The following is a 25,480-nucleotide window of genomic DNA, read 5'->3' on the forward strand; positions in this document are numbered from 1 at the left end:
GTAGATTTTCAGCGTAAAATATTCAGCTTAATTTTCTCCCTTTTGATTTTCTGATCCTGACATAGGTCATGCGTATGGCATTTATGGTTTCTGCGTTTCGACAGCTGTTTGATTTGGCTTATTTTATGGCAAAAGGCAGTGTGGCTTATGCACGTAAAAAAGGTGTAAAAGTCGGTGAAAACTGTCGAATCTATATTAAAAGCTGGGGCTCAGAACCATTTTTGGTCAGCCTTGGTGATCATGTGACCGTGACCTCAGGGGTGAAATTTATTACCCATGACGGCAGTACATGTTTGGTTCATGATGAGCAAGGCAAGCGCTACCAACGCTTTGCCCCAATTCAAGTTGGTTCGCATGTGTTTATTGGGGTCAATACCATTGTAATGCCAGGCGTGAGCATTGGCTCAAATGTGGTGATTGGTGCAGGCTCAGTGGTGACAAAAGATATTCCTGATCATAGCGTGGCGATTGGTGTGCCTGCCAAAGTGGTATCCAGTTTTGCTGATTATCAAGCCAAAATTCAAAGCACCTGTGCCAGTGACAGTGAGCTTGCTGGCATCACGGATTATCGTGAGCGTGTTGAGCGTGCCATGGCGATTCAAGCCTCAAAAACACTGCATTAATATTCTCCCATTTTAAAATTTAGGTCTGCATATGTTGAATAAAGTCATGTTCTTTTTGCCGAGCTTGGGCGGTGGCGGTGCAGAACGTACAGTCATTCAACTCGCCAACAGCTTTGCGGAACAAGGTCTAAATATTCATTTGGGCGTGTGTAATGTCACAGGTGATAAAGCTAAGCTGTTGCCTGAAGTCAGCCCGAAAATTCAATTGGTGAATTTTAATTGCGGTCGGGTGATGAATAGCATCAAGCCTTTAAAAATAAAAATGAAAGCTGAGCAATACGACTGCTTAGTCGCAACGCAAACCCACACCAATATTGTGGCAGGTATTGCGAAAAGACTCGCAGGTGTTAAAACGCGATTAATCTTCCGTGAAGTATCTACGCCGTCCAAAAACTTAAAATTGCAAGGTCTTGCCAAATTTTTGCTGAAAACTTTGGTGAATTGGACTTATCCCATGGCACAGCAAGTGGTCTGTGTTTCCAAAGGGGTTGAAGCCGATTTTCGTGAATATTATGGCTATAAAAATAATAATCTGAGCACGATTTATAACCCTGTATTGGACGATGCCTATTTTGAAAAACTCAAAGCGCCAGTCACACACAAATTTTTAAATGATGACCATAAAGTGATTTTGGCAGTGGGGCGTCTCACTGAAGCAAAGAACTTTGGTTTTCTGATCCGCTCCTTTAAAGCCTTGCATGATCAGCATCCTGAAACCCGATTATTGATTTTAGGTGAGGGCGAACTGCGTGCAGAGTTTGAGGCTTTAGTTGCTGAATTGGGTTTAAAAGACGTGGTGGATTTGCCGGGCTTTGATGCCAATCCATACGCTTATTTTAAATATGCATCGCTATTTGTTTTAAGCTCGAATTGGGAAGGCTTGCCGGGTGTACTTATTCAAGCCTTAGCCTCTAAAGTGAAAGTGGTGAGTACCAACTGTCCAAGTGGACCAATGGAAATTCTAGAAAACTCTAAGTTTGGTTTGTTGGTGGAATGTAATGATCAGGCAGGTTTAACCCAAGCGATACAGCAAGCGATATTTGCAGATTATGTGCAATATCAAGATGCTGATTTTGAATCACATATTCAGCAGTTTCATAAGCAAACCGTACTCAAGCAGTATTTGCGAATGATGGAGTCGGCGGCATGAGCAAACCTTTGATGGTACATGTGATCACCAACTTTGCAGGCGTGGGTGGTGCCGAAATGATGTTGGCACGCTTAATTCAGCAAACTGAACATGACTATCAGCACGTGATCATTGCACTGATGAAAACTTCCGAGGTGTATCAAAGTACTTTAGAGCGTTGTCAGTCGCATTATGCGCTCGGTTGGAATGGTTTAAATACGCTGAGTACGGTGAGTCAGCTGCGCGCATTACTCAAAAAGCTACAGCCCGCAACGGTGCAATGCTGGATGTACCATGCCAATGCATTGACCAGTCTCAGTGTTATTGGTTTAGCGAAAAAACCAAAGGTCGTATGGGGTATTCATCATTCTCTTGCTTCTCCTAAAGATGAATCAATCAGCACCAAGATTGCCTTGGGCATAAGTAAAATACTATCACAGCAACCTAGTGCTATTATTTATTGTGCGCATTCGTCTATGCAGCAGCATCAGGCCTTCGGCTTTAAAAATGGCAATAGCCAAGTGATTGCCAATGGTGTGTTTCTCGATAAATTTCAGCCTAATCCCCAATTGCATGAACCAATCGTGATTGGTTTTGCAGGGCGTTATCACACGGCCAAAGGCTACCCTTATTTGTTTGAAACGATGGGCTTACTCAAGGATCAAGACATCATCTTTAAAATTGCAGGTAGCGGAGCGAGTTTAGAGAATCCTGAAGTAAAGGCTTTATTCGATCAATATCAATTGGATAGTCAAAAAGTCCATTTATTGGATCAAATCTCAGATATGCCTGCTTTTTATCAATCGATTGATGCATTCCTCATGACTTCAATTACCGAAGGTTTTCCGAATGTGTTGGTCGAAGCCATGGCATCAGGTTTGCCTTGTATCAGCACCGATGTTGGTGATGCGCAATATATTGTGCAAGAGCTTGGCGAAATTGTACCGCCGCGCAATTCGGCTGTATTGGTGCAAGCAATTTTAAATTATGTGCAGCAAAGCAATGATCAAAGATTGCAGTTGAAACAAGCCGTGCGTGAGCGCGTAGAAGCACATTTCAGTATTGAGAAAGTGAGTCAGCAATATATGCAAGTTTGGGAGCAAAGCCGTTGAAATTTCTGATGATCAGCAGTTTTTTGCCTTCTGTTTTAAATTTCCGTGGGAAACTGTTGGAAGCTATTCATGCACAAGGCTACGAAATTCATATTATGGCGCCTGAATTCGCATCATTCCCTGAAGAACAGCAAAAACTGCAAGCCCTTGGCTATCATCTGCATGAAATTCCCATGCAACGCACAGGCACCAATCCGCTGTCGGATTTAAAACTGTTAAAACATCTTTATCAGCAGATCCGTCAAATTCAGCCTGACTATGTGCTGTCTTATACCATTAAGCCAGTCATTTACGGCACGCTGGCATCATGGTTGGCAAAAATCCCACATCGCTTTGCTTTAATTACCGGTCTAGGTTATGCCTTCCAAAATGTCGAATCGGGTAAACGCAGCCTGTTTCAAAAAATGGTGCATGGTTTATATGCACAAGCCTTGAAACATAGTGATAAAGTCTTTTTCCAAAATCCTGATGATCTCAAGCTGTTCCAAGACATGCATTTGCTTGACGCTGAAAAACCGACGGTGGTGGTGAATGGCTCAGGGGTCAATGTACAAGACTTTGATGTATTGCCCTTACCGCAAAATGATGCGGGGACAGTCAAAGCCTCATTCTTACTGATTGCACGTTTGCTCGGTGATAAAGGCGTACGTGAATATGCCGAAGCCGCACGTATCATCAAAGAAAAGCATCCTGAAGCGGAATTTCATTTGGTCGGTTGGATTGATGATAATCCTTCGGCCATTTCACAAGCTGAACTTGATGAATGGATTGCCGATGGTCGCCTCAAATATTGGGGCAAACTCAGTGACGTGCGTCCTACAATTAGCCAAAGCTCGGTCTATGTATTGCCGTCCTACCGTGAAGGTACGCCACGTACGGTATTAGAGGCGATGGCGATGGGTCGAGCGATTATTACCACTGATGCACCGGGTTGTCGTGAAACGGTATCGCACGGTGTGAATGGTTATTTGGTCGGGGTGAAGTCTATAGATGATTTGGTGCAATGCATGCAATACTTTATTGAAGATCCAAAACTGATTGAGTATATGGGACAGCGTTCGCGAGAAATTGCGCTGAATAAATATGATGTGCATCAAGTGAATAAGCACATGATGGCTGAAATGGATATCCATTAAAGGCGATTTACCCAATTTTAGAGACGATCCAGATGACTTTAAAATATATAAAAAGTGATTTATACCGCTATACGGGCAATCTTGGTTTTAAATCATTTTTGAAAACTTATTTATTCAATCGCGGTTTTAATTTTTCATTTTGGCTGCGTTTAGCCAGTGCAAAATCATTTTGGGCAAAGTTGGCTTATCCCATTTATTATTATAAAAAAAAGCAGTACGGCATAGATATTCATACCACAACTCAAATTGGATATGGTCTGTTTATTGGTCATGGCGGGCCGCTGGTTGTTAACCCTACGACTGTGCTTGGCAATAATGTAAATTTATCGCAATTTACCACCATTGGTGCAAATGGCGGCCGTCAAGCAGCAGAAATTGGTGACAATGTTTATATTGGGCCAAATGTCTGCATTATTGAGCATGTCAAAATTGGCAATAATGCCACTATCGGTGCGGGCAGCGTTGTGACGAAAGACATTCCTGAAAATGCAACTGCGGTAGGAAACTACGCGAAAGTTATCAGCATGAATAACCCGGGTCATGCAGTCAATCGTCGTTGGACCGATCTCTAAACGACTATATTTTTGGGATCTTTTGGAATGGGCACTACTTGAGTCCCTTTGACCGTTGAAATATTTTACAAATCTGATGGTCTCGAACAGGGTATAATCATTGCTAGAAATGGATACCATTTCCCCATCTTCATCTAATCTTAAGAGTGAACCATGTTAAAGCGCTTATTGGATATTGTTATTGCATCATCTGCGCTGGTGCTGCTGTCTCCTGTTTATGCTTTGGTGGCTTATAAGGTGAAAAAGAATTTAGGTTCGCCAGTCTTATTTCGTCAGCTACGTCCGGGTCTGCATGGTAAGCCTTTTGAAATGGTGAAGTTTCGCACTATGAAAGATGCACTCGATCTCGATGGCAATCCATTGCCAGACAGTGAGCGTCTGACCGCATTTGGTAAAATGCTTCGTGCCAGCAGTTTGGATGAAATGCCTGAACTGTGGAATGTAATTAAAGGCGATATGAGTATTGTCGGACCACGACCACTGCTGATGGAATATTTACCCCTCTATAATCGTGAGCAGGCCAAACGTCATAACGTGCGTCCGGGCATCACAGGACATGCTCAAGTGAATGGTCGTAATGCCATTTCATGGGAAAAAAAGTTTGAACTCGATACGTGGTATGTGGAAAATCAGTCTTTATGGCTCGATTTTAAAATCATGTTAAAAACCGTGAAAAAAGTGATTGCCAAGGATGATATCAGTGCCGAAGGTGAAGCCACCACGACCAAATTTACCGGCACACCGGAACAAAAATAATGACAACACTCTATGCGATTTACGGAGCTTCAGGTTGTGGGCGCAGTTTAATGCCTGTTGCACGCCAGCAATTAGCACGTGAAAGTGATGCTTCAGAAATCGTATTTATTGATGATGCCTTGGAATCGGTTGCAGAAGTAAACGGTCATCGCGCCATGAATTACCTCGCATTTTTAAATGAAACGGCTTCAGAAAAATACGTGCAAATTGCGATTGCCAATAGTCGTGTGCGTGAAAAAATCGCTCAGCGTTTAGAAGCAGATGGCATTCAGCTTTGGTCGATCACTGCGGACCATGTGGTTTTAATGGATCAGATAGAACTCGCTGAAGGTTCGGCTTTAAGTCCATTTGTCTGCATTGGCTCCAATGTCAAAATCGGCAAGTGTTTTCATGCCAATTTATACAGTTATGTCGAGCATGATTGTGTGATTGGGGATTTCGTTACTTTCGCGCCAGGCGTAAAATGCAACGGCAATATTCATATACACGCGCATGCCTATATTGGCGCGGGTGCGATGATTAAGCAGGGCACACCTGATCAGCCTTTAGTGATTGGTGCAGGTGCTATTGTTGGTATGGGTGCTGTCGTGACTAAAAGTGTGCTTCCAGGCGCAACAGTGATGGGAAATCCCGCCCGTATTGTAACGAAAAAATAGATTTTTAAACTCGATTTTGAGACTAGGAAAACTCCATGTTAAACAGTGCATTTGAACCTTGGCCAAGCTTTACTCAAGCAGAAGCCGATGCGGTATCAAAAGTCCTTTTATCTAATAAGGTGAATTATTGGACTGGTCAAGAATGCCGTGAATTTGAAAAGGAATTTGCACAGTTTGCAGGAACCAAGCATGCAGTTGCCGTGGCCAATGGTACAGTCGCACTCGATTTAGCACTCAAAGCTTTAGGTATTGGCGCAGGCGATGATGTGATTGTTACCTCACGGACGTTCTTGGCGTCAGCAAGTTCAATTGTCACCGCAGGTGCCAATCCGATTTTCGCTGATGTAGAGCTGGATTCCCAGAATATTTCTCGACGTACCATTGAAGCAGTGATTACGCCGAATACCAAAGCGATTATTTGTGTGCATTTGGCAGGTTGGATGTGTGATATGGATCCAATCATGCAATTGGCTGAGGAAAAAGGCATTTTTGTGATTGAGGATTGTGCCCAAGCGCATGGTGCAATGTACAAAGGCAAATCAGCAGGTTCAATCGGGCATATTGGTGCATGGTCTTTCTGCCAAGACAAAATCATGACCACAGGCGGTGAAGGCGGTATGGTCACTACCAATGATGAAAGTCTGTGGAAAAAAATGTGGTCGTATAAAGATCACGGCAAAAATTATGACAGCGTTTACAACACTCAGCATCCGCCGGGTTTCCGTTGGTTGCATGATTCATTTGGCACCAACTGGCGCATGATGGAAATGCAAGCGGTGATTGGTCGTCTGCAACTCAAACAAATGCCTGAATGGACGGCAAAACGTAACGCCAATATGGCACGTATCCAAGCGGCGTTTGAAAATAGTCCGTATTTTACTGTAGCAAAACCATCTGTTGAATATGTGCATGCAGCCTATAAATGCTATGTGCAAGTGAATACTTCAGCCTTGCCTGAAGATTGGTCGCGCGATCGCATCATGGCAGAAATCAATGCATTGAATGTGCCTTGTTTTAGCGGCTCGTGTTCAGAAGTGTATTTAGAAAAAGCATTTGATGGTACGCCTTGGCGTCCTGCGCAGTCTTTACCGCAAGCTAATCAGCTCGGTACAACAAGCTTAATGTTCCTTGTACATCCAACATTGTCCGAGCACAGCCTGCAAAAAACCGTGGATGCGATCCAAGCAGTGATCGCAAAAATCTAACCTGAAAAGGGCGTATAATATGCGCTCTCATCCGCTTTATTGACCCCATTTGAGCATCTTGTGAAAAACATTATCCGTTCTATAGCATCATTACCGCGTCGCCAAAAACAAATCGTTTTGGTGCTGATGGATATTTGTGTTTTACCGCTGATGATGTGGCTGGCTTATGCCATACGTTTGGCACGTCCCAATGTTCAGGTCATGCAAGGACTGGATGCTTGGTATATTTATGTCGGTATTTGTGGCATTGCTATTTTTGCCTTGCTCGGTATTTATCGTGCAATTGTGCGTTCATTTAATGAAGACTATTTACTGCGGATTTTAATCGGGACATTTATTCAAATCGTGGCGCTGTACACGATTAAAAAATTGAATGTCGCATTTATTCCGATGAGTATTCCGCTCATGTATGGCTTTATGCTGTTTTCATACATGTGGTGGAGTCGTGCCGTCATTCGCTACGCTACTCTTAAAACTTTTGCCAAAAAGCAAAGTCGTAAACGCGTGGCAATTTATGGCGCAGGGCTGGCAGGCCAGCAAATTGCCGCCGCTTTAAACCGTTCAGATGATTATTTGCCGGTGTGTTTTATTGACGATAAGCGTTCCTTACAAGGGCAGTCACTGAGTGGTTTAAAGATTTATTCACCCAAAAAAGCGCAAGCGAAACTTGGAAAATTTGGCATTGAAGAAGTATTACTTGCCATGCCTTCAGTCGGACGTGCGCGTAAAAAAGAACTCATTGAGTCTTTTGATATGGCAGATGTCAAAATCATGGAACTGCCAGGGGTAACCCAACTGGTCGATGGTCAAGTTCAAGTTTCAGATATTCGTGAAGTGGATATTATTGACCTATTAGGGCGTGATCCTGTACCACCAAAGCCTGAACTCTTAGAAAAAAATATTAAAAATAAAGTGGTCATGGTGACAGGAGCAGGGGGGTCGATCGGCTCGGAGTTATGCCGTCAGATCGTGAAGCATCAGCCTAAAATGTTAGTGCTGTTTGAAATGTCTGAATTTGCCTTATATTCAATCGACCGTGAATTGCAGGCTTCTGATATACAAATTATTCCAGTGCTAGGTTCTGTCACCAATCAGCAAAAATTAGAACGTATTATTCAAGAGTACAAAGTGCAGACGGTTTATCACGCCGCAGCTTATAAACATGTACCACTTGTTGAAGCAAACCCATTTGAAGGTATTTATAATACGTCCATTGGTACACAGCGTAGTGTCGATGCAGCGGTGAATCAAAATGTTGAAACTTTTGTTTTAATTTCAACAGATAAAGCGGTACGTCCAACCAATGTGATGGGGGCGTCTAAACGCATGGCAGAATTGTATTGTCAGGGCCTAGCGTCGACGAATCCAAAAACGCAAATTAGTATTGTACGCTTTGGTAATGTACTTGGTTCGTCAGGTTCTGTCGTCCCTTTGTTTAAAAAGCAGATTGCTCAAGGCGGGCCTGTTACAGTAACGCACCCAGAAGTTACGCGTTATTTTATGACGATTCCTGAAGCAGCTCAGCTCGTGATTCAAGCAGGTGCGATGGGGACAGGTGGTGATGTATTTCTGCTTGATATGGGCGAGCCAGTTAAAATAATAGACTTAGCTAAACAAATGATTCGTTTGAGTGGTTTTCGAGCAATCGATGAAAATGGTATAGGTGATATTGAGGTACAATTTACAGGTTTACGTCCGGGCGAAAAACTCTATGAAGAATTGTTGATTGATGCGGATAATGTGGAAAAAACGGAGCATGAGCGGATATTAAAGTCTTATGAAAAGTTTTATGAGTTTAATGAAATTTTTTCTATATTTTTAATAATGTCGAATTTTAATGATACGAAGGATTATAATACGCAATTAGCTAACATATTAAGTAAATATGTAGATGGATATAAAGTTATTTTGAAAAAATAATTGTAATTTATCTAATGGTTAATTTATTGTTTTTATTATGTTTTACTCCAAAAGTGTAAGTGTTTTAATTTAATTTGATGCGATGTGATTTTAAAAGAGGAATTTATGTTAGAAGGTTCTACAATATTAGTAACAGGTGGTACAGGTTCATTTGGTAATACATTTGTACCAATGACATTAGAAAAATACAATCCTAAAAAAATAATCATTTTTTCGCGTGATGAAATGAAACAATGGGAAATGGCTAAAAAATTTAAGAACGATCCGAGAGTTCGTTTTTTTATTGGTGATGTACGTGATAAAGAGCGCTTATATCGTGCTTTAGATGGCGTGGATTATGTCGTACATGCAGCAGCTACAAAAATCGTACCAACTGCTGAGTATAATCCTTTTGAGTGTATCAAAACAAATATCAATGGAGCTATGAATCTGATTGATGCATGTATTGATAAAAAAGTAAAAGGAGTCGTTGCGCTTTCTACAGATAAAGCAAGCAGCCCAATTAATTTATATGGTGCAACAAAACTTGCATCGGATAAGCTTTTTGTTGCTGGTAATGCATATTCTGGCGAACATGGAACTAAATTTTCAGTAGTTCGTTACGGAAATGTTATGGGCTCACGTGGTTCGGTAATTCCATTCTTTATGTCAATTAAAGATAAAGGTGTTTTACCTATTACTGATAATCGTATGACACGTTTTATGATTTCTTTAGAGCAGGGTGTTGAATTAGTTTGGCATGCTTTTGATGATATGGTTGGTGGTGAGATTTATGTGAAAAAAATCCCATCAATGAAAGTGACTGAATTAGCATCAACAGTTGCACCAGAAGCAAAACAAGAAGTTGTAGGTATTCGCCCTGGTGAAAAACTACATGAACAGATGATCAGTGTAGAAGACTCATACTATACATTTGAATATCCTGAGCACTATAAAATTTTACCAGTGATTAATGATTGGGCTGAGTCTGCAGAACGCATTAAAGATGGTAAAAAAGTACCAGAAGGTTTCCATTATTCAAGCGACAACAATGTGGATTGGATGAGTTCAGAAGATCTTCAAAAATGGTTAGTGAAAAACGCTGAAAAAATAGGAAATATCTAAAATGTTTATCCCATATGGCAAACAAAATATTAATCAAGCAGATATAGATGCTGTAGTTGATGTATTGAAATCTGACTTTCTGACGCAAGGTCCTCAAGTTCCTGCATTTGAAAAATCAGTGGCACAATTAGTTGGTGCTAAACATGCTTTAGCTGTGAATAGTGCAACATCTGCTTTACATATAGCTTGTTTGGCTTTGGGATTGGGTAAAGGAGATCTCTTATGGACATCTCCTATTACTTTTGTTGCTTCTTCGAATTGTGCATTATATTGTGGTGCGGATGTTGATTTTGTAGATGTTGATTCGCAAACATATAACATGTCTATCGCAGCTTTGAAGTTGAAGTTAGAGCAAGCAAAAAAAGAAAATAAATTACCTAAAATTGTTGTACCTGTACATTTGTGTGGTCAACCTTGTGATATGGCGAAAATTTATGCACTTTCACAGGAATATGGTTTTAAAATTATTGAAGATGCATCACATGCTATCGGTGGTAAGTATCACGATGTTTATGTCGGTGCTGGGCAATATTCTGATATTACAATTTTTAGTTTCCATCCTGTAAAAATTGTTACCACAGCAGAAGGTGGTATGGCATTAACCAATGATGCTCAATTAGCACAAAAAATGGATTTGTTGCGTAGTCATGGTGTTACGCGTAATCAGGATTTAATGAGTAAAGAACCAGAAGGTCCTTGGTATTACCAGCAAGTTGATCTTGGTTTTAACTACCGTATGACAGAATTGCAAGCTGCCTTGGGTGTTTCTCAAATGCACCGTTTAGAGCAATTTGTTGCTAAACGTCATGATATTGCAAAAGTTTATAATAAAATTTTACAGGATTTACCCGTAGTATTACCTTATCAATTACCTGAAACGTATTCAGGATTACATCTATATGTGATCCGATTGAAGCTTGATGAAATTAGCAAAACTCGTAAAGAGGTATTTGAGTTATTACGTGAAAAGGGTATTGGTGTAAATGTGCATTATATCCCTGTACATACTCAACCTTATTATGAAAATCTTGGATTTAAACAGGGGGATTTCCCAGAAGCAGAATCTTACTATGCCTCTGCGATTAGTTTACCTATGTATCCAGATTTGACCCAAACGCAAATAGACTATATTTACCAAAGTTTGAAAGAGATATTGGTGTAAGTATGAGACTTGCCGTTATTCCTGCACGAGGCGGAAGTAAGCGAATTCCTCGGAAAAATATTAAAACTTTTCATGGCAAACCAATGATTGCGTGGTCAATTCAGGCTGCGTTAGGAAGTGGGTGTTTTGATGAGGTTTGGGTATCGACTGATGATGCTGAAATAGCACAAGTGGCGCAGGAATACGGCGCAAAAGTTCCATTTTTAAGACCTGAAGAGTTGTCAAATGATTTTGCAACGACTGCTGATGTCATGCAGCATGCTGTAAATTTTTTTGAAAATGAAAATCACATTCGCCCTGATTATGTATGCTGCTTGTATGCAACAGCACCTTTTGTCATTCAGCAAGATTTACGAAATGGCTTAAGTTTAATACAGGCTGAAAAAGTGGATTATGTGTTCAGTGCGACCACTTTTCCATTTCCAATTCAGAGAGCAATCAAGTTGACTCAACAGGGGCATGTTGAGATGTTTTCACCAGAGCATTTTAATACTCGCTCTCAAGATTTAGAAGAAGCTTGGCACGATGCAGGGCAATTCTATTGGGGAACTGCGGAGGCTTGGTTAAATAAATCAGTTATTTTTTCTGATCAGTCTAAAATTGTCGAACTTCCTCGCTATCGTGTGCAAGATATTGATACTATTGATGATTGGTCGCGTGCTGAATTAATGGCAAATCTGTTATTGGAACATCAAGCGTGATTTTTGCAATTCGAGCTGATGCATCTATTGAGATAGGGTCTGGGCATATTATTCGCTGTTTGTCTATTGCTGATCAATTAAAAGCAAAAGGACATCAATGTTTTTTTATTTCTCGAAATCATGATGGAAATTTGGTTGATTTTGTCACTCAACGTGGATACCAAACTTTTATTTTAGAAAACGATCAAGAAAATACTGAATTATTGCTTAATACTGAGTATCAAAAATGGTTGGGTGTTTCAGAAGTATATGATGCTGAGCAAACATTAAGTTTAATCACTGCACAATATCAAAAAATTGATTGGGTGATTGTTGATCATTATGGGCTCTCTACAAAATGGGAGACATCATTAAAAAAAATTGCAAAACATATTTTAGTCATTGATGATTTAGCAAATCGCGAACATGATGCTGATATTATTTTAGATTGTGGATTAATTAATTCTGAAGATGACTATAATGTATTAAATAAGAGTCAGGCGAAAGTGTTGCTTGGGCCTAAATATGCTTTGTTGAGACCTGAATTTACTGAATTTAGACAAAAAATCAATCTAAACAAAATTGAAGAATCTACACAAAAACTTAAGTTACTGATTAATTTGGGTGGTGTTGATAAAGACAATTTAACAACACAAATTTTAGAAGTTTTTGAAAATACAGTTTTGTCTTATGAAATTGAATTAACAGTTATTATGGGACTAAATTCCCCATGGAAAGAATGTGTAATTGATAAAACTAAACAATTAAATTATCCAGCGCAAGTTTTGGTGAACGTTTCGAATATGGCAGAACTGATGATAAGTCATGATTTTGCGATTGGCGCAGCAGGAAGTACGGCATGGGAAAGATGTTGTCTAGGTCTGCCTACGATTATGATTTGTATGGCTGAAAATCAAAAAATGATTGCAAAAGGTTTGCATGATTTAGGTGCAACAATTTCATTAGATCAAACTGAAATAAAAACAAAGTTATCAATAGTGTTACAAAAAATAAAACCTGCTCAGTTAAGAGATATGCAAAGAAAATCAATGCAAATTACTGAAGGTCTAGGTGTTAATTTACTCATAAACGAAATTTTGCGGAAGAGCCTATAAAAATGTTAGATCAACAGAATGCAAAATTAAGAAAGCTTGAAAAAAAAGATTTAGTGCAAGTTTTGCAATGGCGCAATCATGAAGACATTCGTAAATGGATGGTGAGTACTTCAAAAATTGCGTATGAAGATCATGAAGCATGGTTTGAAAGAAATAAAAATAGAACGGATCGTTTTTTTTGTATTTTTGAATATAATGAGCAACCCCAAGGTTATATCTCATTTCAATCCATTGAAAATAGTTCGGCATATGAATGGGGTTTTTATATCAAACCAAATGCTGAAAAAGGAATGGGTAGGTTATTAGGGCAAGCTGCAATTAAATACGCATTTGATATTTTAGATATTGAAAAAATATTTGGGCAAGTTTTGGCTTTTAATGAAAAATCAATTTCTTTTCATCAAAAGTTAGGATTTCAGCAAGAAGGTTTACTTCGAGAACATTTCAAAGATAGTCGTGGGAAATTTGATATTTTTCAGTTTGGGCTATTGAAATCAGAATGGTTAGAGAGATAAAGATGAATAAAAAAATTCAGATTAATGGGCGTGATATTGGTACTGATTTCCCTCCATATATTATTGCTGAACTATCTGCAAACCATAATGGTAGTTTAGATACTGCATTGAAAATTATTGAGCAAGCCAAATTATGTGGTGCGGATGCAATTAAACTACAAACTTATAAAGCAGATACCATTACTTTAGACAGCCATAATGAAGAGTTTATGATTCGAGGTGGTCTATGGGATGGACAGTCATTATTTGAATTGTATGAAAAAGCACATATGCCTTGGGAATGGCACAAACCTTTGTTTGAGTATGCGCGTAAATTAGACATTACCATGTTTAGCTCACCTTTTGATCGTACAGCAGTAGATCTATTAGAGGATTTAAATGCACCTGCTTATAAAATTGCATCTTTTGAAGCAATTGATTTGCCTTTGATCAAGTATGTTGCAGCTACAGGCAAACCTATGATTATTTCTACAGGTATGGCGGATGAGACAGAAATTTCAGAAGCAATTCAAGCAGCTTACGATGGTGGCTGTAAAGAGCTTGTCGTTTTGCATTGTGTGAGTGGTTATCCAGCTCCTGCAGAAGATTATAATTTGTTGACATTGCAAGACATGGCAAAACGTTTTGATGTGCCAGTTGGTTTATCTGATCATACTTTGGATAATACAACAGCAATTGCTTCTATCGTATTAGGCGCTTGTGTGATTGAAAAGCATTTCACTTTAGACCGCAATGGTGGTGGACCTGATGATAGCTTCTCTTTAGAGCCAAAAGAACTACAGCAGTTGTGTCAAGGTGCTAAGACTGCTTGGCAAGCACTAGGCAAAATAGATTATGCTCGTAAATCAAGTGAACAAGGCAATGCACAGTTCCGACGTTCTCTTTATTTTGTTAAAGATTTAAAAGCTGGAGATATAATTGATGAATCTTGTATTCGTAGTGTCCGTCCTGGCTTTGGGTTAGCACCTAAGTTTTATGATGAGATTTTGGGTAGAACCTTAATTCAAGATGTAGGAAAAAATACAGCGACACGTTTAGATTTATTTAAATAATAATGCGTATTCTAAAAGACAGTTTTATTTATCTTGCAGGGGAGCTTTTTGCGAAAAGTCTCCCTTTTCTCATGCTGCCTTATTTAACTCGAAAATTGGGACCTGAAGGCTTTGGTGAGTTATCTTATTATCTAACTTGGTTGGCTTTATTTGGAATTTTTATCGGGCTCAGTCAGGAAGGAGCTGTCACTCGCTATTTTTACTTTTATGGTAAGAAAGCTTTAAATACAGTTGTGACAGCGGGTTATTTATATAATATTGTTATTTCAGCGATATTACTTCTAGGTTGTTGGTTTTTCCAAGCTGAGATAATGGCATATATTGTTTTGGCAACTATGTTTCAGTCTTTTGTGAATGTACAACTCGCTTTGCGACAATGCCAGAAGCAGCCTTTAAAATATATTACTATTCAAATAATTCTATCTTTGACCAATGTGATTTTTACGGTTGCAGCATTAGAGTTATTTAGTGAAAATTTAGTTGCTTATCGAGTCTTAGCGATTGTTGTTGCAAATGCGCTGACATTTTTTATGGCAAGTTTTGTGTTAGGTAATTTATTTTCTAATAAAAATAGGATTACGGCTAACCGTTTGAAACTAGGGGCACTGTATATTTTTTCTTTTGGTATTCCTCTGATTTTGCATCAATCAAGCTTTTTTATTAAAGGTCAGTTGGACCGTCTATTTATTTATGAACAGTATACAAAAGCTGAGTTAGGAATCTATTCGGCAGGTGTGCAAGTCGCTGCTGTATTGCCTATAGTATTGATGGCTTTAAATAAAGCAGTAGTGCCTTATTACTATCAAAATTTAAAAGAAGATAAATTATCTATTTCAACTATCAAGAAATATACACTTTTTTGTATACCCTTGTGTATAATTCCTGCTTTGATTGGTCTGGTTTTGCCTGAAAGTATTTATACTTGGTTTTTGGGTGAAAATTATGCTGCATCAAAATATTATGTTGTATTGTATTTGTTGGGATATAGTACAAATTTACCCTATTTAATTTTAGTTAATTATTTTTTCTATCATGGAAAAAATATGTTAATTTCTAAAATTACCTTAATTTCATCTATAGTCTATATCCTATTTTTATTTGTATTTTCGAACCAATCAATTGAGTTAATACCTTATGCATTGCTTTTAAGTAATTTGGTTTTATTGGTTGTATTATGGTTAGGAGTGAAATATGTTTATGAAAAATAAAAGTCTCCTGATTTGTTTAACACCTTTACAAATGCTGATAGCATCTAAAATTATAGATGAAAATCCCGCTATTTATGATGTATTATGTCTTTCTTATAATGATAATGAGAAATATAATTATTACTATTCAAAAATAAGTGCAAAATGTGATATTTCTTATCGTTATATGGTCAAGTCTCAAGAAAAATTTGGAAGAATTTTTGAGTTCATTAAATATAGAATATTTTTAAAAAAAATTTTAAAAACAAATTATGATAAGGTGTTTTTAGCAAGTGTTGATAATCCCTTTTTTCATTTGTTATTGTCTTTATTGAGAAAAACTGAAATTCAGACTTTTGATGATGGTACAGCTAATATTTATAAAAAAAGCGTATATTATGTTTTCCCTAAAAAAAATGCTTTACAGCAAGCACTCTTAAGAATTTTGGGAAATAATTATCATACTCAGCAAGTGATTGATGAAAGTAAATTACACCATACGATTTATGAAGGTTTTCAAAATATTACAAAACCGCTTAATATTATTAAATTGATAGATTTAAATGTTAAGAATAATCCTAATAAAACGATAAAAATTTATTTGGGACAACCTTTAGAAGATTTAAATTTGAAAAATGAAAGTGAGATTTTTAATCTATTAAAAAAAAATACTGTTAACTATTATTTCCCTCACCCTAGGGAGAGTAAAAAATATAAAGGATTTAATTATATTAACTCACCATTAATTTTTGAAGATTACATTATTGACTTACTAGAAAAAAATTATAGTGTTGAGCTATTTACTATTTTGAGTAGTGCTGCAATTAATGTTTCGGTTCTTAATAATGTAGTTGTTAAGGTTATAAGAAATAAAATCTTATATGAAAATTATTCATCTTTATATGAGGTTTTTGAAGAGATGGATTTTAATTTTATAGATGTAGATGGGATTTTATTATGATAACTATTTTATTTTATTTTATTTTATTTATTTTGATAGGGCTGGGTAGTTATTTTAATGAAAATTTAATTTTTTCATATACTGCAATTCTAGTCTTTTTTTCTTGGATATTTTTTTTATATTTAAAATATCGTAATTTTTTTATTTCTAGTATATATATGTTATATGCTGTTGTTTCTACAGTTATTGTTAGTTTAGTATTAGAATATGGGGTATATCTTATTGAGGTTAATGAGGTTTCTTACTCATTAGGTCTTCCGTATAAAGCTGTTTTTCAAGTATTTACTTTTTTGTTAGGGAGTTTTGTTGTATTCAACTTTTTAAGAAAAACTAATCTAAGTGTTGTTTCATTAAAGAATAATAATACACAAATTATTAGATATTTTTTTAGAGCATTAGTTGTTATCTTTTTAATAGTTATAGGTTTTATAATTATGAGGTATGGTACGCCTTTGCAATATGGCGTTCATCGAAATGATTATTGGACTTTTTATGCCCCAAGTTGGGGAAGTATACTTACATATTGGTTAATGCAATTTACTTTTGTATTTGGATATTTTTATTCTAAAGATAAAGATAAAATAGATGTAATTTTATTTTTAAGTATTTTAGTGTGTATTTTTATTATGGGAGAGAGATTTACAGGGTTGTTATATTCATTAGTATTTTTTAGCATTCCTGTTCTATTGAATAAAACTAAAATAAAATTTAATTTAAGTTTTGGTAAAAAAGTCATTTTTACTAGTCTAGGAGTTATTTTTATTTCTTATGCATTATATTCTAGTTTTATTAAATCGCAATCTAGCCTAAATCCATTAGAACAAGCAACTTTGAGAGCTTCATTGCAAGCACAAATGTGGTGGTCATTAGATGAGATTACTGACAATCTACCTAAGGATAGTAATCTTATTTTACAAAAATATTTAGGGTTAGGTACGTCCGATAGAGAATCTGGCGTGTACTATTTGATGGATCAAGTTGCTTCAAGGGAAATAGTAGATGATCGGTTTGAAAGTAATAGTAGATTTACTATGTCTGGTTTTTTAAACAACACATATTTTTTCGGATATATTCTAGGAACTGCTGTTAATTTCTTTTGGGGAGTGATATTTGGATTTTTAACATATGCTCTATACTTGGGCATATTAAGTAGTAATGTTTTATTTGTTTTTGCTATTTATAAGCTTTTTTTTAAAGTTCAAGCAATTATATTAAATGGAGCTATACCAGATATATTTTCATTTGAAACATTGATATTTCTTATGGTAATGCTTTTTTTCTTTAGATTTAAGAGTCTAAAATGATGAAAATAGTGTTTTTAATCCTAACCCATAAAAATATAGATCATATTTATAAGTTAGCATCTGAAATGTTGGATGCTCATTTTTATATTCATTTGGATCAAAAATCTGATATAGACTTAATAAAAAAAGATTCTATACACAATGTACATTTTGTAGAAGAAAGGGTTGATATAAAGTGGGCTGGGTTTTCTATGGTTCAGGCTACAATTAATTTGATTTCATATGCGCTTGCACATGATAAAGATACTGAGTACTTTCATCTGATTAGTGGTGATGATGTACTCCTTCATAAAACACCAAGTTGGGATAATTCAGATATTTTTATAGAGTGTCGAGAATCTATAGAACATCGTTATAGAATGCGCTTTGATACCCCGCATGCCGATACAAAATATCAAAGAACACTACTTGGTAAAGCTTTAACCCAATTTTATAAAAAAACAGATAAATTATTTCCAACTCGTGAAAAATTCTATTTTGGAAGCCAATGGTTTTCAATTCGTAGAAATGAATTGGAAATTTTAATGAATTCTATTACAGAAAGTGATTTAAATTTTTTTAGAAAAAAATTATGTCCTGATGAACATTTTTTCCAATATCTAATTGCTAAAAATAAAATGCTAGGTAAAGTTGCAGATTGTGGTAATAAGCGATTTATTAAATTTGATCCTAACTTTCAACGAGGATCTAGCCCAATATTTTTAAACTCAGAGCAATTAATATATGCTCAAAAGCAAAATTATTGGTTTGCTAGAAAAGTTGAACAGCTAGAAATGCAAAAATTTTATCTAAATTCTAATGAAGAGTAATATGAATTTTTCAGTTTTATTATCTTTATACCATAAAGAAAACCCGCTCGCTTTAGAACAATGTTTTCAAAGCATTTGGAAAGACCAAACTATTCAACCCAATGAAATAGTTTTAGTTCTAGATGGTCCAATTGGTGATGAGCTTACACAATGTGTAGGAAAATGGCAGCAAATTATTGGTCAGCCTTTGCAAGTCATTCCATTAAGTCAAAACATTGGTTTGGGTAAAGCTTTAAATGAAGGTCTAAAACATTGTTCAAATGAATGGGTCTTTAGAATGGATACAGATGATATCTGTAAACCTGATCGTTTTGAAAAACAAATTCAATTTATTCAGCATAATCCTAATGTTGTACTTTTTGGAGGGCAAATATTAGAGTTTGATCATACTCCAAATGATTCAGCAGTTATCAAAAGTGTGCCAACAACACACGATGATATAAAAGAATTTGCTCAAAAACGTTGTCCATTTAACCATATGACTGTGGCATACAAAAAAAGTATTATTACAGAATTAGGTGGGTATCAGCATCATCTGTTCATGGAAGATTATAATCTTTGGCTTCGAGTAATTGGGGCAGGATATACAGTAGCAAATTTACCTGATGTGATTCTATATGCACGTGTAGGAAACGGAATGCATGCACGTCGTAAAGGTTACGAATATATTAAAAGTGAAAAACAATTACTAAATTTAAAAAAACAACTTAAACTACAAAACCCAATACATGCTAATATTCTTTTCCTAATAAGGTCTGCTTTTAGGCTGATGCCTAGTTCATTGCTAGGTAAAATTTATAATACTTTTCTACGAAAAAAAGTTCATAAATAAGAGTGGTAATTTTAATTATGAAACGTTTAGTTGATGTTGTCATCTCACTAATAGCTTTAATCCTTCTATCACCAATTTTTTGCATTGTAGCTTTAAAAGTTCGTAAAAACTTAGGTTCTCCAATCTTTTTTCTGCAAGAACGTCCTGGTAAAGATGGCAAGCTATTCAAGATGATCAAATTTCGCTCAATGAAAGATGCAGTGGATAAAGAAGGTAATCCCTTACCAGATGAACAGCGTATTACCCCCTTTGGACAGAAGCTAAGATCGACTAGTTTAGATGAAATGCCACAACTCATAAATGTTTTAAAGGGGGATATGAGTATTGTGGGACCACGTCCTATGCTTAAAGACTTTGTAGCATTATATTCCCCAGAACAAGCTCGTCGTTTGGAAGTTAAGCCCGGTATGACTGGCCTAGCTCAGGTAAGTGGTCGAAATGAACTTGATTATGAAGAGCGCTTTAAATGCGATGTATGGTATGTAGATAACCATAATACTTTGGTTGACTTTAAAATCATGTTCAAAACAGTCGGTGTGATGACCAAACGAGAAGGTATTAATGCACCGGGTCATGTAGGTCCTTCTTTATTTCAAGGAAATGATCCTGAAAAAATTAAAGATAAAATCAAGTCATAAATTTTTATTAGTGAACTATTTGTAATGATCAAAAAAGCCATTCTCCCAGTTGCAGGTTTAGGTACGCGTTTTTTACCTGCCAGTAAATCTATTCCCAAAGAAATGGTCACCGTGGTTGACCGACCAGCGATTGAATATGTAGTTAAAGAAGCAGTTGCTGCTGGTATTGACCAGATTATTCTGGTTACCCATTCCTCAAAAGCATCCATTGAAAACTATTTTGATCGTAACTTTGAGCTGGAAACCACTCTAGAACATAAAAAGAAATTTAATTTACTCAAAGAAATCACTGAAATTTTACCACCTCACGTCAGTGTCATTAGTGTGCGTCAACCACAACCCTTAGGTTTAGGTCATGCAGTATTGTGTGCTAAGGCTGTGGTGGGACAAGATGATTTTGCAGTTCTTTTACCGGATGTTCTTGTTAAAGATTCATCAGAACGCAATGATTTAAGTTTGATGATTCAACGCTTTGATGAGACTCAAGCATCACAAATTATGGTCGAAGCTGTGCCTGATCATATGGTCGATCAATATGGGATTGTCGATGTTGCATCTACACCTGCAGAAGGTCAAAGCATCCAAATGCAAGGCATTGTAGAAAAGCCAGTGGTTGGTACTGCACCATCAAATTTATCTGTGGTGGGTCGTTATATTTTGCCTGCTAAAATTATGCAGCTGTTAGAACAAACTCCGAAAGGTGCGGGTAATGAGATCCAACTCACAGATGCGATTGCCATGCTACAACAAACCGATACAGTTGAAGCCTATCGTATGAAAGGTCAAACTTTTGACTGTGGTAGTAAACTGGGCTATCTCAAAGCAGTTTTACATTATGGCGTAGACCATCCAAAATTAGGTGAGGAATTTAAAGCGCTGATCAAAGAACTAAAACTATAAAAAGAGATTGATATGAAGGTTGCAGTATTTGGACAAACACTTTTTTCAGGTGTATTTGCTGCTTTGCTAGCAGAATGCGGTCATCACGTTTTTTGGTATGAACCACTGAAAACGTATGAAAGCGAACAAATGTATATGCAAGATGAAGCTGTAAAAAATCTACTCAATAAACAAAAAAGTAATTTTTTAAAATACTGCAATTTTAATGATATTCCACTAGATGTAGATGCTTATTTCTTCAGTTTTAACCCAGCTGAAGAAAAGCAATGTATTGAAATTCTTCAAAACATCAAACAACGTCCCATTATTCACCCTAAATTGATGATCAATGCGTCTACTTTAGGGCTGCATGGGACAGAAAAGTTTGTAAAAATTTTGCATGAAGATGAGTGGGTCTATTTACCCGACATGATTCAGGAAGGAAACGCGTTACAAAGCTTTGCCCAAGCCAAGCAGTTGATTGTTGGGGCTGCATCGGATGTTGCTCAAATTAAAATGAAGGAACTCTTACGCCCTTTATTCCCACGTCAGCAGCAGTATCTTTTTATGCCCATTTTAGATGCTGAATTTACTAAGTTGAGTATCTCTGGCATGTTGGCGACACGAATTAGTTATATCAATGACTTGGCAATGGTTGCTGAGAAATTAGGCATTGATATTGAGTCAGTTCGTCAGGGGATGGCTGCGGATAATCGTATTGGAGGATCTTATCTCTATCCGGGTGCAGGCTTTGGTGGAGAAAATTTTTCACATGATATTCAGACCCTAACGCATACGGTGTCAGGTGTTGGTGCAAATAGCCAATTACTAGCTCAAGTTTGGGAAATTAATGAGCAGCAAAAAGAAGTTTTATTCCGCAAATTATGGAATTATTATCATGGTGATTTAAAAGGGAAAACTGTTGCAATATGGGGCGCTGCATTTAAAGAAAAAACCTCCAGTACGCGACAATCTCCTATTCATGCCATGTTGGCAGCACTATGGGCTCAAGGTGTAAAAGTTAAATTACACGACCCTCAAGCCTTGGAAGAAATTAAAAAAATATATGGTGAGCGACCTGATCTTATATATTGCACAGAGCAATATGAGGCAGTGCAAGATGCACATGCTTTGTGTTTATTGACTGCATGGAAACAATATTGGAGTCCAAATTATACCGAATTGCTTAAAACCATGCAGCATCCGCTTATTTTGGATGGGCGCAATATTTATGATCCAGCATATGTGAAGTCTCAAGGTTTTGCATATATGGGGGTAGGACGTTAATGGCTGTTAAAACTCAACCCTATACGGTCGAACATTTAGATTCAGTTTTAGGCAGTCTTCATAGTTTGAAAACTGAATTTGAAAATAAGCATTTAACAGAACTCTTTGCTGAAGACCCTCAGCGATTCGAAAAATTTTCTGTGCCTTTAGAGCCGGTGGTTTTTGATTTTAGTAAACATAGAGTCAATCAGCCCGTTGTCAAAAATCTAGTCCAGTGGGCACAGACACAAGATTTAACGTCGTGGATAAAGCGTTTATTTTCTACTGAAGAAATTAACTATACCGAACAGCGTGCAGCCATGCATTGGGCGCTACGGTTACCTAAAGATGATCAGTCTCATCCTGAATTAGCAGAACAAGTGCATACACAACTTGAGCGTATGTATGCTTTGGTAGAAAAAATTCATGCCGGCCAATGCCGCGGTGCAACGGGTGAAGTCATTCAAGACGTGGTGAATATTGGGGTCGGAGGGTCAGACTTAGGACCACTGATGGTCAGTCATGCCTTATCTGATTTCAAAAAATCCACACATAAGTCACTCAATGTGCATTTTGTGTCGACCATTGATGGTAGTCAGCTTTCAGATTTATTGCATCAACTTCGCCCCGAAACCACGCTATTTATTATTTCTTCAAAATCGTTCGGGACCATTGATACCTTATCCAATGCGCAAACAGTGCGGTTATGGCTCGAAAAAGCACTTGGACAAGAATCACAAATTTTAAAGCATCATTTTATTGGCGTATCTACCAAAGCAGATAAAATGACAGAATGGGGTATTGCAGCCGAAAACCAATTTTTGCTCTGGGATTGGGTAGGCGGTCGTTATTCACTTTGGTCATGTATTGGTTTACCGATTGCACTGACAATTGGTGTTGATGGCTTTAAACAACTGTTAGCTGGCGCATATGCAGTAGACCAGCATTTTCAGACGGCACCTTTCGAACAAAATATTCCTGTATTAATGGGCTTATTGGGTGCGTGGAATAATAATTTCCTTGATATTCAGACTCATGCAGTACTGCCCTATGATGGGCGTTTGAAATATTTCGCCTCTTATTTGCAGCAGTTGGAAATGGAGTCGAATGGTAAATCGATTCAGCGTAATGGTCGAAAAGTGGACTGGGATACTTGCCCGATTATATGGGGCGAAGTGGGACCAAATGCGCAGCATGCTTTTTATCAATTGCTGCATCAAGGCAGTCAAGCAGTGAGTTGTGATTTCATTGCGCCAGTGCAGCGTTATCAGGCCCAACAATTTACCTATGTCGATAATGCAGAGGCGCTGGTGGCACAGCATCATTTGGCCTTATCCAATTGTTTGGCTCAGTCGCGCTTGCTGGCATTTGGTAATCAGGCTTTGGATCAACAAGAAGTACAAGATTTGCCGGAATATAAACAATATGAAGGCAATCAACCAAGTTCAACCATTTTATTGCAAGAGCTAAATCCATATAGTTTGGGCATGTTGATCGCAATGTATGAACATAAAGTTTTTGTACAGTCCGTGCTTTGGAACATTAACCCGTTTGATCAATGGGGTGTAGAGAAAGGCAAAGAAATTGCCAATCAGCTACTTCCAATATTAAATGGTGATCGAAAGGATATTTCGGATTTAGATGGCTCAACGCAAGGCTTACTACACATATTATTAGGAAAAACCAATGGCTAAAATTTTAGTAACAGGTGGTGCAGGTTATATTGGTTCACATACTTGTATTCAACTTTTGAGCGCAGGGCATGAGGTTGTTGTACTGGATAATTTGTCCAACAGTTCTGTCGAATCTTTAGCACGTGTTCAAGCGTTGGCAGCTAAAAAATTAGATTTTGTTGAAGGTGATATTCTCGATCAGCAAATTTTAGATCAAATTTTTCAGCATCATTCTATTGATGCAGTGATTCACTTTGCAGGCTTAAAAGCTGTGGGTGAAAGCCAAAAAGAGCCACTAAAATATTTTGAAAATAATATCTCAGGTTCTATTAGCTTAGTTAAAGCGATGGAGCGTGCTCAAGTCTTTAAGTTGGTCTTTAGTTCATCGGCAACAGTCTATGATGAAGCCAATATTTCACCCTTGAATGAAACCATGCCTACAGGTATGCCAAGTAATAACTATGGCTATACCAAACTGATTGTCGAGCAATTACTAGAGAAATTATCGGCTGCAGATGAGCGCTGGTCAATTGCATTGCTGCGTTATTTTAACCCTGTAGGGGCACATCAAAGTGGTCAAATGGGTGAAGACCCACAAGGGATACCCAATAATTTGATGCCTTATGTCACACAGGTGGCAGTCGGCCGTCGTGATAAGTTGTCAATTTTTGGCAATGATTATGACACGGTAGATGGTACAGGTGTGCGTGATTATATTCATGTAGTTGATTTGGCCAATGCACATTTATGCGCATTGAATCATCGTTTAAAAACGCAAGGATGCCGCGCTTGGAATATTGGCACTGGCAATGGGATTTCAGTAAAACAAATTCGGGATACTTTTGAGAAGGTAAATGGTGTTGAGATACCATTTGAATATGTACCTCGTCGAGAAGGTGATGTAGCAACGTCATTTGCTGATAATGCCCGTGCTATCGCAGAGTTAGATTGGCAGCCTCAATATGGTTTAGAAGATATGTTGAAGGATAGCTGGAACTGGCAAAAGCAAAATCCAAATGGATACAACTAAGATTTAAATTTAGTGTGTAAATTCATTAAATACAGTATGGCAAATTTTGTATTTGCCATACTTCTCACTACTTAACTTAAGTCGTGAGTCGTGTATTGATTGTGCAAAAATGATGATAGATCTTATCTTTTGTTTGAAAAAAATCGTTATCATATGTGAAAGAT

General features: G+C 37.3%; 25 protein-coding genes. All 25 read left to right on the forward strand.

What is annotated here, in order from left to right:
* Positions 1 to 74 precede the first annotated feature (74 nt).
* The 25 genes from FTT88_RS06620 to galE all read left to right on the forward strand — a co-directional run bounded on the left by FTT88_RS06620 (position 75) and on the right by galE (position 25,316).
* A complete protein-coding gene (locus FTT88_RS06620) occupies positions 75 to 623 on the forward strand; it encodes a DapH/DapD/GlmU-related protein (protein ID WP_180173787.1) in 549 nt (182 codons plus the stop codon).
* Positions 624 to 654: 31 nt separating this feature from the next.
* A complete protein-coding gene (locus FTT88_RS06625; RefSeq protein ID WP_180134921.1) occupies positions 655 to 1,773 on the forward strand; it encodes a glycosyltransferase in 1,119 nt (372 codons plus the stop codon).
* Positions 1,770 to 2,864 (forward strand): glycosyltransferase, encoded by a 1,095-nt coding sequence (locus tag FTT88_RS06630; RefSeq protein ID WP_180134920.1) that lies wholly within the window; start codon positions 1,770 to 1,772, stop codon positions 2,862 to 2,864. Before FTT88_RS06625 ends, FTT88_RS06630 begins: the two co-directional genes overlap by 4 nt.
* Positions 2,861 to 4,000, forward strand: coding sequence for a glycosyltransferase family 4 protein (locus tag FTT88_RS06635; protein WP_180173788.1), 1,140 nt, complete (start codon positions 2,861 to 2,863; stop codon positions 3,998 to 4,000). The genes FTT88_RS06630 and FTT88_RS06635 overlap by 4 nt, the downstream gene beginning before the upstream one ends.
* 32 nt (positions 4,001 to 4,032) lie before the next feature.
* Positions 4,033 to 4,572, forward strand: a complete 540-nt coding sequence (locus tag FTT88_RS06640; RefSeq protein WP_060513820.1) for a serine O-acetyltransferase — start codon at positions 4,033 to 4,035, stop codon at positions 4,570 to 4,572.
* A gap of 153 nt (positions 4,573 to 4,725) precedes the next feature.
* Positions 4,726 to 5,328 (forward strand): sugar transferase, encoded by a 603-nt coding sequence (locus tag FTT88_RS06645; protein ID WP_180173789.1) that lies wholly within the window; start codon positions 4,726 to 4,728, stop codon positions 5,326 to 5,328.
* The gene (locus FTT88_RS06650) at positions 5,328 to 5,984 is read left to right on the forward strand and encodes a NeuD/PglB/VioB family sugar acetyltransferase (protein WP_180173790.1); all 657 of its coding nucleotides are present in this window, start codon (positions 5,328 to 5,330) and stop codon (positions 5,982 to 5,984) included. The genes FTT88_RS06645 and FTT88_RS06650 overlap by 1 nt, the downstream gene beginning before the upstream one ends.
* 35 nt (positions 5,985 to 6,019) lie before the next feature.
* Entirely contained in the window at positions 6,020 to 7,189 is a 1,170-nt protein-coding gene (locus FTT88_RS06655; RefSeq protein WP_180173791.1) for a DegT/DnrJ/EryC1/StrS aminotransferase family protein, read from the forward strand.
* Between the two features lie 60 nt (positions 7,190 to 7,249).
* Positions 7,250 to 9,109 (forward strand): nucleoside-diphosphate sugar epimerase/dehydratase, encoded by a 1,860-nt coding sequence (locus FTT88_RS06660; RefSeq protein WP_180173792.1) that lies wholly within the window; start codon positions 7,250 to 7,252, stop codon positions 9,107 to 9,109.
* 105 nt (positions 9,110 to 9,214) lie between these two features.
* Positions 9,215 to 10,213, forward strand: coding sequence for a UDP-N-acetylglucosamine 4,6-dehydratase (inverting) (gene pseB, locus FTT88_RS06665; protein ID WP_180105766.1), 999 nt, complete (start codon positions 9,215 to 9,217; stop codon positions 10,211 to 10,213).
* 1 nt (position 10,214) lies between these two features.
* The gene (pseC, locus tag FTT88_RS06670; RefSeq protein ID WP_180173793.1) at positions 10,215 to 11,375 is read left to right on the forward strand and encodes a UDP-4-amino-4,6-dideoxy-N-acetyl-beta-L-altrosamine transaminase; all 1,161 of its coding nucleotides are present in this window, start codon (positions 10,215 to 10,217) and stop codon (positions 11,373 to 11,375) included.
* 2 nt (positions 11,376 to 11,377) lie between these two features.
* The gene (gene pseF / locus FTT88_RS06675) at positions 11,378 to 12,076 is read left to right on the forward strand and encodes a pseudaminic acid cytidylyltransferase (protein WP_180173794.1); all 699 of its coding nucleotides are present in this window, start codon (positions 11,378 to 11,380) and stop codon (positions 12,074 to 12,076) included.
* The gene (gene pseG / locus FTT88_RS06680) at positions 12,073 to 13,170 is read left to right on the forward strand and encodes a UDP-2,4-diacetamido-2,4,6-trideoxy-beta-L-altropyranose hydrolase (RefSeq protein ID WP_180173795.1); all 1,098 of its coding nucleotides are present in this window, start codon (positions 12,073 to 12,075) and stop codon (positions 13,168 to 13,170) included. The genes pseF and pseG overlap by 4 nt, the downstream gene beginning before the upstream one ends.
* Before the next feature lie 2 nt (positions 13,171 to 13,172).
* Positions 13,173 to 13,685 carry a UDP-4-amino-4,6-dideoxy-N-acetyl-beta-L-altrosamine N-acetyltransferase gene (pseH, locus tag FTT88_RS06685; protein WP_180173796.1) on the forward strand — a complete coding sequence of 171 codons (513 nt, stop codon included), beginning with the start codon at positions 13,173 to 13,175 and terminating at the stop codon, positions 13,683 to 13,685.
* Positions 13,686 to 13,687: 2 nt separating this feature from the next.
* Entirely contained in the window at positions 13,688 to 14,737 is a 1,050-nt protein-coding gene (gene pseI / locus FTT88_RS06690; RefSeq protein WP_180173797.1) for a pseudaminic acid synthase, read from the forward strand.
* Between the two features lie 2 nt (positions 14,738 to 14,739).
* The gene (locus tag FTT88_RS06695) at positions 14,740 to 15,945 is read left to right on the forward strand and encodes an oligosaccharide flippase family protein (protein ID WP_180173798.1); all 1,206 of its coding nucleotides are present in this window, start codon (positions 14,740 to 14,742) and stop codon (positions 15,943 to 15,945) included.
* Entirely contained in the window at positions 15,929 to 16,885 is a 957-nt protein-coding gene (locus FTT88_RS06700; protein ID WP_180173799.1) for a glycosyltransferase family 52, read from the forward strand. Before FTT88_RS06695 ends, FTT88_RS06700 begins: the two co-directional genes overlap by 17 nt.
* Positions 16,882 to 18,189 (forward strand): DUF6418 domain-containing protein, encoded by a 1,308-nt coding sequence (locus tag FTT88_RS06705; RefSeq protein ID WP_180173800.1) that lies wholly within the window; start codon positions 16,882 to 16,884, stop codon positions 18,187 to 18,189. Before FTT88_RS06700 ends, FTT88_RS06705 begins: the two co-directional genes overlap by 4 nt.
* A complete protein-coding gene (locus FTT88_RS06710; protein WP_180173801.1) occupies positions 18,186 to 18,998 on the forward strand; it encodes a beta-1,6-N-acetylglucosaminyltransferase in 813 nt (270 codons plus the stop codon). The genes FTT88_RS06705 and FTT88_RS06710 overlap by 4 nt, the downstream gene beginning before the upstream one ends.
* Before the next feature lies 1 nt (position 18,999).
* Positions 19,000 to 19,830 (forward strand): glycosyltransferase, encoded by an 831-nt coding sequence (locus FTT88_RS06715; RefSeq protein WP_180173802.1) that lies wholly within the window; start codon positions 19,000 to 19,002, stop codon positions 19,828 to 19,830.
* Positions 19,831 to 19,847: 17 nt separating this feature from the next.
* Positions 19,848 to 20,468 (forward strand): sugar transferase, encoded by a 621-nt coding sequence (locus FTT88_RS06720; protein ID WP_180173803.1) that lies wholly within the window; start codon positions 19,848 to 19,850, stop codon positions 20,466 to 20,468.
* 24 nt (positions 20,469 to 20,492) lie between these two features.
* A complete protein-coding gene (galU, locus tag FTT88_RS06725) occupies positions 20,493 to 21,368 on the forward strand; it encodes a UTP--glucose-1-phosphate uridylyltransferase GalU (protein ID WP_180173804.1) in 876 nt (291 codons plus the stop codon).
* A gap of 12 nt (positions 21,369 to 21,380) precedes the next feature.
* Entirely contained in the window at positions 21,381 to 22,634 is a 1,254-nt protein-coding gene (locus FTT88_RS06730) for a nucleotide sugar dehydrogenase (RefSeq protein ID WP_180173805.1), read from the forward strand.
* On the forward strand, positions 22,634 to 24,307 hold the full coding sequence (pgi, locus tag FTT88_RS06735) for a glucose-6-phosphate isomerase (RefSeq protein ID WP_180173806.1): 1,674 nt from the start codon (positions 22,634 to 22,636) through the stop codon (positions 24,305 to 24,307). The genes FTT88_RS06730 and pgi overlap by 1 nt, the downstream gene beginning before the upstream one ends.
* Positions 24,300 to 25,316, forward strand: a complete 1,017-nt coding sequence (gene galE, locus FTT88_RS06740; protein ID WP_180173807.1) for a UDP-glucose 4-epimerase GalE — start codon at positions 24,300 to 24,302, stop codon at positions 25,314 to 25,316. Before pgi ends, galE begins: the two co-directional genes overlap by 8 nt.
* Positions 25,317 to 25,480 lie beyond the last annotated feature (164 nt).

This window comes from Acinetobacter sp. YH01024 (assembly GCF_013420195.1).
Taxonomy (GTDB): domain Bacteria; phylum Pseudomonadota; class Gammaproteobacteria; order Pseudomonadales; family Moraxellaceae; genus Acinetobacter; species Acinetobacter amyesii.